This is a genomic window from Capnocytophaga sp. oral taxon 335 str. F0486 (assembly GCF_000277665.1).
GTDB lineage: Bacteria > Bacteroidota > Bacteroidia > Flavobacteriales > Flavobacteriaceae > Capnocytophaga > Capnocytophaga ochracea.
Genome location: NZ_AKFR01000014.1, coordinates 22322 through 28934, shown reverse-complemented (window position 1 = coordinate 28934; position 6613 = coordinate 22322). Strand labels below are relative to the sequence as shown.

The following is a 6613-nucleotide window of genomic DNA, read 5'->3' as shown; positions in this document are numbered from 1 at the left end:
TCAGAAATTAAACAAATTTTAAACAAAATCAAGGCTGCGCCTTGTGAAATGCGGGAGAAGCGACGGGCGGTTGTAGCAGGACGGGCGGGTGGAAAATGAAGTAAATACCAATAATACCACCAAAGGCAATGGGGCGGGGCGGACTTTTCAGACGAGTCGGACAGGTCAGAGGAGATGGTGGAGGATTCGGAAGGAAACGGAGAAGTTCGGAAGAGGGGAGGGAGGATTTTTGATGAAAAAAGAGTATAAGAAGGGTGGGGTTAGCTTATAGAGAGCTTATAGGAAGCTTATACGAATCTTGGACGATTGGTATAGGAAGGGTATATAAATAGTTGATTCATAGCATAATATAATAAGGCTAAAAATGTTAAAAACGGGGTTTCGAGGCGAAAGAAAGAGGAATCCTCACCCCGTCCCTCTCCCAAGGAGAGGGGGAATGTGGTGACGGGAAGGAGAAGGGATAATTAGGGAATTAGCAAATTAGAAAATTAGTAAATGGGGAGCAGTGGGGCGGGAACCCGTGAATAATATGTAAATTATTAAGGGGGCAAATGGTGCTACTTAGGTAATTGGTAGGCAATGAATAATAGGGATAATTTGTTTAAAGGCTTAAATGGCTAATTTGCTACATTGCGAAAATTAGATTTCTGAACAATAACAGTAGCGAGAGCTGTGGTAAAACCCCAATGAGCCAACTTAAAAACATTAGCCATAAGGACTTCTGGTTGAGGTAAGCTTGTGCTGAAATACAGGCTCCGCTGAGGAATAAAAAAAAGGCTACTATGTAGGTCATATCTTTTTCTACGGCAATACTGAGCAATACTGAGAAGGTAGTAAGCGCCCCCATTCCCATAGCAAACATATTGACTTGCAATCGCAGAAAATGTAAAAAAAGAATTATAAAACAGCTGATGGCTAAGTTCATCACATAGAAGTAGAGGATAGGATAGGGGTCGATGGGGGTGATGCCAAAAGCTACCCCTAAGAGCATTGCTATATAGCCGTACAAAAGCCATTTTTGTTTTTCTAACGGAATGATAAAAGGGTTCTGCAACCAGCCTACTACAAACAAGATGAGGTAGATGAGTGTAGGGATAGCAATGGTAACTATCAGTAATAATAGCCACGTAAACTTCATTTGCTCTACCGGGAGAGGGAAAGGGATATTAAAAAGCACCACCATAGCTCCGTAGATAGGGAACCAGATGGGGTGAGTAAAAAAAGCTATGATATAACTCAAAAAACGCATTGTATTCTTCTTTTTTTGCAAAGGTAGTACAAAATAGCAAAATAGCAAATTTGAGAAAGAGCAAAAAAGCCCCTCGCGTGAGCGAGGGGCTTTTTATTTAAGGAGTGTAAATAATGTTTTCTACTAAGTCGTTGTCGGTATTATTGGCGAGCTGTGAGTTTTTCTCGTTAAAAGGTGTCGTGTAGAGAAACTCTTCGCTACTTAGATGTCCTGCGGGCATCTCGTCGGGGTTCGTCTCGGCAACTTTGTTGGTTCCAGACAGTTCTTTCAGTTCTTCAGCGACAATCTCTTCAAAGAAATTGTCTTTCCTTGTTTTTACATTTTTCATCTTGTCTGCTTTTAAATTATTATTAAACTTTCTTTTAGTCCTTAGGTCACACGCCATAGAGCAAAGGTTTCGAGGGGTAGCGTTTCTCAAAAGAGGATAACCTCTCCCCCCTTTCACATACTCAGCTACGCCAGCTGGCTGATTTCTCTTAAATAGGGGGAGAAGGGGACTCAAAAGTGACTTTTCACTTTTTCCTTGTCTGGCTCTTTTTCTTTGTTACTTGTGCAGGTTGCACCTCTTCTTGCTCGTGTGGTTTGCATCTTTCGATGAAATCGCTGAGCACGTTCATATAGTTGATGAAGGCTTCGTAGGGCGAGTCATAAGGCAAACGATACTTGTGATAGTCCGCCCCCGAAAAAAGCTTAGTACGCATAAAATAGAAGTGCTCACTGGCTTGCAGACGAGTATAATCGTCTATGAGGTCGGCGTTCTTTTTCTTTCTTACTTCTGGTTGTATCTTAAAGAGCTCTCGGAAGGCTTCTTTTTGTAACTCGTTACCCAACCAAGAGGTGGTATCGCGCTCTTCGTCTGTCCACGAAATAGGGTAGGGCACAGGCAATACATCTTTAGCAGGGTGCTTTTTGGCTACTTCCTTAGGCAATAGGAACTCATAGTTATCGTCTTCCATCATATAGACGATGAAATAGCGCAAGAAGTCGAAAATACCGCTTTGGGCGTTGTTGTAATAGCCTATTACCTCATAGTTCATAAAGAGGTTGAGCACCTCGCTATCTTGCAAGCTGTTTTTCACCCAACTGATATACTTTTCGGAAGTGAGTGGGTATTCACTCCAATTTCTATCGGAAAAGCGTATGGCGATATCATCACTGAGTTTGCTGTTTTTGAGCAAAAGGTTGAGGTTTTCGTCGATAGCGTTTTTGTAGACAAAGTTTGGACTCTTCCAACCCAATACGTGCTTAGCTCCATCGGTGAGCATCGTCTTGAAACCGAGTTTTGCGACGCGTTCGCCTATGGTATCGGAATAGATGAGAGAGGTGTTGCGAAAAGTTACAGGCTTCTTACCAAAGAGCTGTTTGATAGCCGTAGTATGTCGTTTTACTTGTTGTTCGAACTCATCGGTATCATCGGAAAGCGAAGCCAAAGAGTGGGAATAAGTCTCTGCCAAAAACTCTACACTACCGGTTTGGGCGAGTTCTTGGAAAGAGCGTATCACCTCAGGAGTGTGCATTTCGAGCTGGTCGATAGCACTTCCCGTAATAGAAAAAGCTACTTTGAACTTGCCTTTGTATTTATTGATAAGCTCCAAGAGCAAGGCGTTAGCAGGTAGATAGCAATGCTCAGCCAAATCTTCAAGCTCAGAGCGATTGGCGTAATTATCGAAGTAATTATGTTTCTTACCGATGTTGAAGAATTGATACTTTCTAAGACGTTCGGGGTGATGGATTTGGAAATAGATACAAATTGACTTTTTCATCGTTGGTTATTTTATATTAAAGATTCGTAAATGTTTTTGAGTTTCAAGGAAGCTTTTTCCCATTTTAGTTGATTTACCTCGTCGTACCCTTCACGTTGCATATAATGAGCGAGGGTAGGGTAAGCCAGAATACCATAAATAGCATCGGCAAGGGCGTTGATATCCCAATAGTCTACTTTGATAGCGTGGTTCAGTACCTCAGCCACTCCCGATTGTTTGGAGATGATAGTAGGTACTCCTGAGCGCATTGCTTCCAAAGGAGAAATCCCAAAGGGCTCAGATACTGAGGGCATCACATACACATCGCTGTATTGGAACATACGCTGTACGTCGTTACCTCTGAGGAAACCTGTGAAGTGGAAGCGGGTTCCCAATCCCAATTGTGCAACACGGCGCACTAAGGGGTTCATCTTCTCGCCACTACCTGCCATTACAAAGCGTACGTTAGGCATACGTTTCATCACTTTTGCAGCTGCCTCAACGAAGTATTCAGGACCCTTTTGCAAGGTGATACGCCCTAAGAAAGTAACGATTTTATCCTTAATACCGCGTTCTTCTTTGGCATCGGTTTCGGCTTTAAAGTCTACTGCATTGTGCACAGTAATCACCTTCTCGGCAGGGATACCGTATTTTTCAATGACGATATTGCGCGTCCAGTTGCTCACGGTTACTACTCTATCAGCAGCTTCCATACCGCGTTTTTCGATGTCGTAGACCAATGTGTTGCGGTTATACTCGCCCCCACGGTCGTATTCGGTAGCGTGCACGTGTACGATAAGGGGTTTGCCGGAAATCTTTTTGGCGATGATACCTGCACTATAGGTAAGCCAATCGTGGGCGTGAATCACGTCGAACTCATAGCGTTGGGCAACTGTACCCGCTACTAAGGCATAGCGGTAGACCTCTTCCATCAGATTTGCACCGTATTTGCCCGAAAACTGAAATTTGTTATGATACGAAATGCGCTCGCGGTGTTCGCCTTCTTTGAGGTAGGCATCGCGTTCACGGGCGAAGGTTTCGGGATCCAGGTAAGGCACGAGGTTCGAACCTATCTCCATAAAATTGATGTGTTTCCAGAAATCTTCAATCTTTTCAGCGTTTTGCAACATCTCTACATCGCTAGCGTTGATAATCTTAGCCACATTGCCGTCCTCATCACCGGAGGCTTTTGGCATCACAAACAGCACTTTTACGCCGTTTTTAGCCAATCCTTGGGCTATACCCAAGCAGGCTGTTCCTAATCCCCCACTGATATGAGGGGGAAATTCCCATCCAAACATTAATACTCTTGCTTTCTTCATATGCTTTTATTTATTCCTCCTTCGCCCTCTCACATACTCTGCCATTGCGGACTTCTTCCCAAAGAGAGGAGAGAAGAGAGTATTTTTGTATTTCTTAAACCCGTCGATTTCGAAGGGGTTAAACTTTAATAATTTTTGAATATTGGTAAAGCTTGTTACTTTCTCAAAGTGTTGCAGGCATTTGGCTCAGTAGCCATTGAGCACGTAATATCTCAGCTACGTTCTTAGCTTTGGAGATACAACCGCGTGAGTGGAATGGCGGATTGCCGTCGTAAATATCCGATATAGTACATACGCCGTGTTCGTTGAGCTCTTCTTCAAAATTTTCTAAGATAGCTTGTGCCTCTGGCAGGTACTGTGCTCCAAAGATTTTCAGATAAGCCTCTATATAGAACCCAATAAACCAAGGGTGTGCCGACCCGTTGAAAGTGGCTTTGTCGCGCACATATACATTGCCTACGCTCACGCCTTCATAACGGGGGTTTTGAGGAGATAAACTGCGCAACCCGCGAGGGGTGAGCAATTCTTGGGTGACAATGTCCAACACTTTCTTCTTAGTCTTCTCGTTTATGGGGGCATAGTCGAGGGCACAAACAATGAGCTGATTGGGGCGTACATCGGTGTTTTTATTCGTGCGGTTAGCATAATCGGCAAGGTATTTCTTGTCCTCTATCCAAAAAGTCTCTACAAAGCTCTTTTCTATGGTTTCAGGTAGCGTAAACCACTCGCCTAAGAAAGCCTTGTCTTTTGCCTCTTCTGCTAAGACAAGGGCGTAACACACGGCATTATACCAGAGGGCATTCACTTCTACTACATAACCATTGCGTGGCACGATGGCACCGTAATCGCTTTGCGCATCAAACCACGTAAGCGGACGTGTAAGGTCATCACTCCAGATGAGCCCGTTAGCTTCCATACGGATATTCTTATGAGTGCCTTGCTTGTAGGCGTTTAAGATACTTTTGATTGTATCGCCATACTCCTTCCAGAGTTGTTTCTTACTCTTAATAGTTTCCTTTTCATACTGTTGAAGCGTCCAGAAGAACCACAACGAGGTGTCGGCATCATACTCAGGGTGTATATTGTGCGTACTGATTTCCTTAGCAAAAAGCCCTTCGTAGAAGTACTTTTGAGTAGAGGTGAGCACGTCTTCAAATATCTTGGCTGTACTGCCCGATAGAGCAATACCTGGCAAGGCAATAAAAGTGTCGCGCATATTGCTGTCGAACCAGTGATAACCTGCCTTGATACGGGTTTCGCCTGCCTTGTGAATAATAAACTGAGAGGCGGCGTACTGCAAGCATTCTTCAAACGAATTGCGGTCGGCGCGCTCTTTGAGGTACTTGGTAAAATCCTTAGCGAGGTTTTTAGGATTAGCTTCCTCTAAGCTGGCTGAAAAGACGATACTTTCTCCTTTTTTGAGGCTCACTTCGAAAGCTCCTACGCTGAGGAGGTCTTCTTGGTAGTCATACCCGCGTTCTTTTTCTTTGGTGTAATAGATGTTGCTATTCCAATAGGCAGTACCGCCGAAATTAGCGGGTTTGCTGAGTTGCATATAGAGATAAGGAAACTCGGGGTATAGTTTTACACGCACGCCACCACCTACTGCTTCGGCTTGGGTGTTGGCTACGGGGTTTTGCTTGCTAAGCGAATGGATATCGCGGAAAGCCAAGAGAGGGTTTAGGCGCAAAAGGGTAGCCGAATGAGCTTCTAGTAGCGTATAGCGTATCAATACTTGGGGAGCATTGTGCATCATCAAGATTTCTTTTTTCAGCAGTACACCACCTACTTGGTAGGTAACGGTAAATGCTTTTTCGTAGGAAATATCTACGATATACTTATGCCCGCGCGGTTCATAGGTGCCTTCGTATTTATGAACGCCGAAATTAAAATCGCGTCCGTGCTGAATGATACTTTCGTCTAAGGAGGAGAGCATCACGTAGTTTTTGCCTCTGAACTTTTCAATAGGCACTACCAGTAGCCCGTGGTATTTACGGGTATTGCAAAAAACGAGAGTAGAGGAGCAGTAACCTCCCCCTCGGTTCGTACCGAGAAACTCTCTATCGAGAGAGTATTCAAGATTAATAAGTTGGTCTTTTTTGAATGATAAATAACTCATATTTCAATTAACAATTTACGATTAATAATTTACAATTTAGGTTGTAGTATATACTTTGCCAGCTTTGCTGGAATATCTCACACAGATTTCACGAATCTCACAGATTTCTTCACGGATATTTCTTTTTATAATGTTTATTTGTGCTACGGATTACAGCAACAAGTTGCTGAGATTTTCACAG

General features: G+C 43.5%; 5 protein-coding genes. All 5 read right to left on the bottom strand.

The genetic code is table 11. From position 1 onward, the window contains the following. Positions 1-625: 625 nt before the first annotated feature. The 5 genes from HMPREF1320_RS02630 to HMPREF1320_RS02610 all read right to left on the bottom strand — a co-directional run bounded on the left by HMPREF1320_RS02630 (position 626) and on the right by HMPREF1320_RS02610 (position 6432). Positions 626-1249, bottom strand: coding sequence for a hypothetical protein (locus tag HMPREF1320_RS02630; protein WP_009411522.1), 624 nt, complete (start codon positions 1247-1249; stop codon positions 626-628). A gap of 97 nt (positions 1250-1346) precedes the next feature. Then, entirely contained in the window at positions 1347-1577 is a 231-nt protein-coding gene (locus HMPREF1320_RS02625; RefSeq protein ID WP_009417369.1) for a hypothetical protein, read from the bottom strand. Between the two features lie 184 nt (positions 1578-1761). After that, entirely contained in the window at positions 1762-3012 is a 1251-nt protein-coding gene (locus HMPREF1320_RS02620; protein ID WP_009417374.1) for a glycoside hydrolase family 57 protein, read from the bottom strand. A gap of 11 nt (positions 3013-3023) precedes the next feature. Next, positions 3024-4313, bottom strand: coding sequence for a glycosyltransferase family 4 protein (locus HMPREF1320_RS02615; RefSeq protein WP_009417382.1), 1290 nt, complete (start codon positions 4311-4313; stop codon positions 3024-3026). 163 nt (positions 4314-4476) lie between these two features. Next, on the bottom strand, positions 4477-6432 hold the full coding sequence (locus HMPREF1320_RS02610; protein ID WP_009417379.1) for a glycogen debranching enzyme N-terminal domain-containing protein: 1956 nt from the start codon (positions 6430-6432) through the stop codon (positions 4477-4479). Positions 6433-6613 lie beyond the last annotated feature (181 nt).